Here is a 263-nt window from a genome sequence, read left to right on the forward strand (position 1 = left end):
GGAGCACTCGCATGCACTGCGCCTTCGCATCGACATCAGCGAACAGCGGCAACCGTTAGCCTTTGCGACGGGCGCGAACACTATCAGTGCGCGCTCCATCACTTCATTTAGTTAGCGTTTCTTACTGATAGCTCATCGTAAAAGTCGCCCGAGCATTCGCACTGCCTGGCGTAATTTTTGATCCGGTTTGCACGTAGCGCGCGGCCAGTGGTACCGTCAAATTCGCTTGTCCCGGCACGACCGTGCCAACTTTCCAATGATTG

At 55.1% G+C, this 263-nt stretch carries 1 protein-coding gene; it reads right to left on the minus strand.

The annotated features are described in order from the left end of the window. Positions 1 to 121: 121 nt before the first annotated feature. Positions 122 to 238 carry a fimbrial protein gene (locus SB756_RS31295; RefSeq protein ID WP_410913395.1) on the minus strand — a complete coding sequence of 39 codons (117 nt, stop codon included), beginning with the start codon at positions 236 to 238 and terminating at the stop codon, positions 122 to 124. Between the last annotated feature and the right edge of the window lie 25 nt (positions 239 to 263).

It is taken from the genome of Pseudomonas sp. SIMBA_068 (genome assembly GCF_046534705.1).
Lineage (GTDB): Bacteria > Pseudomonadota > Gammaproteobacteria > Pseudomonadales > Pseudomonadaceae > Aquipseudomonas > Aquipseudomonas putida.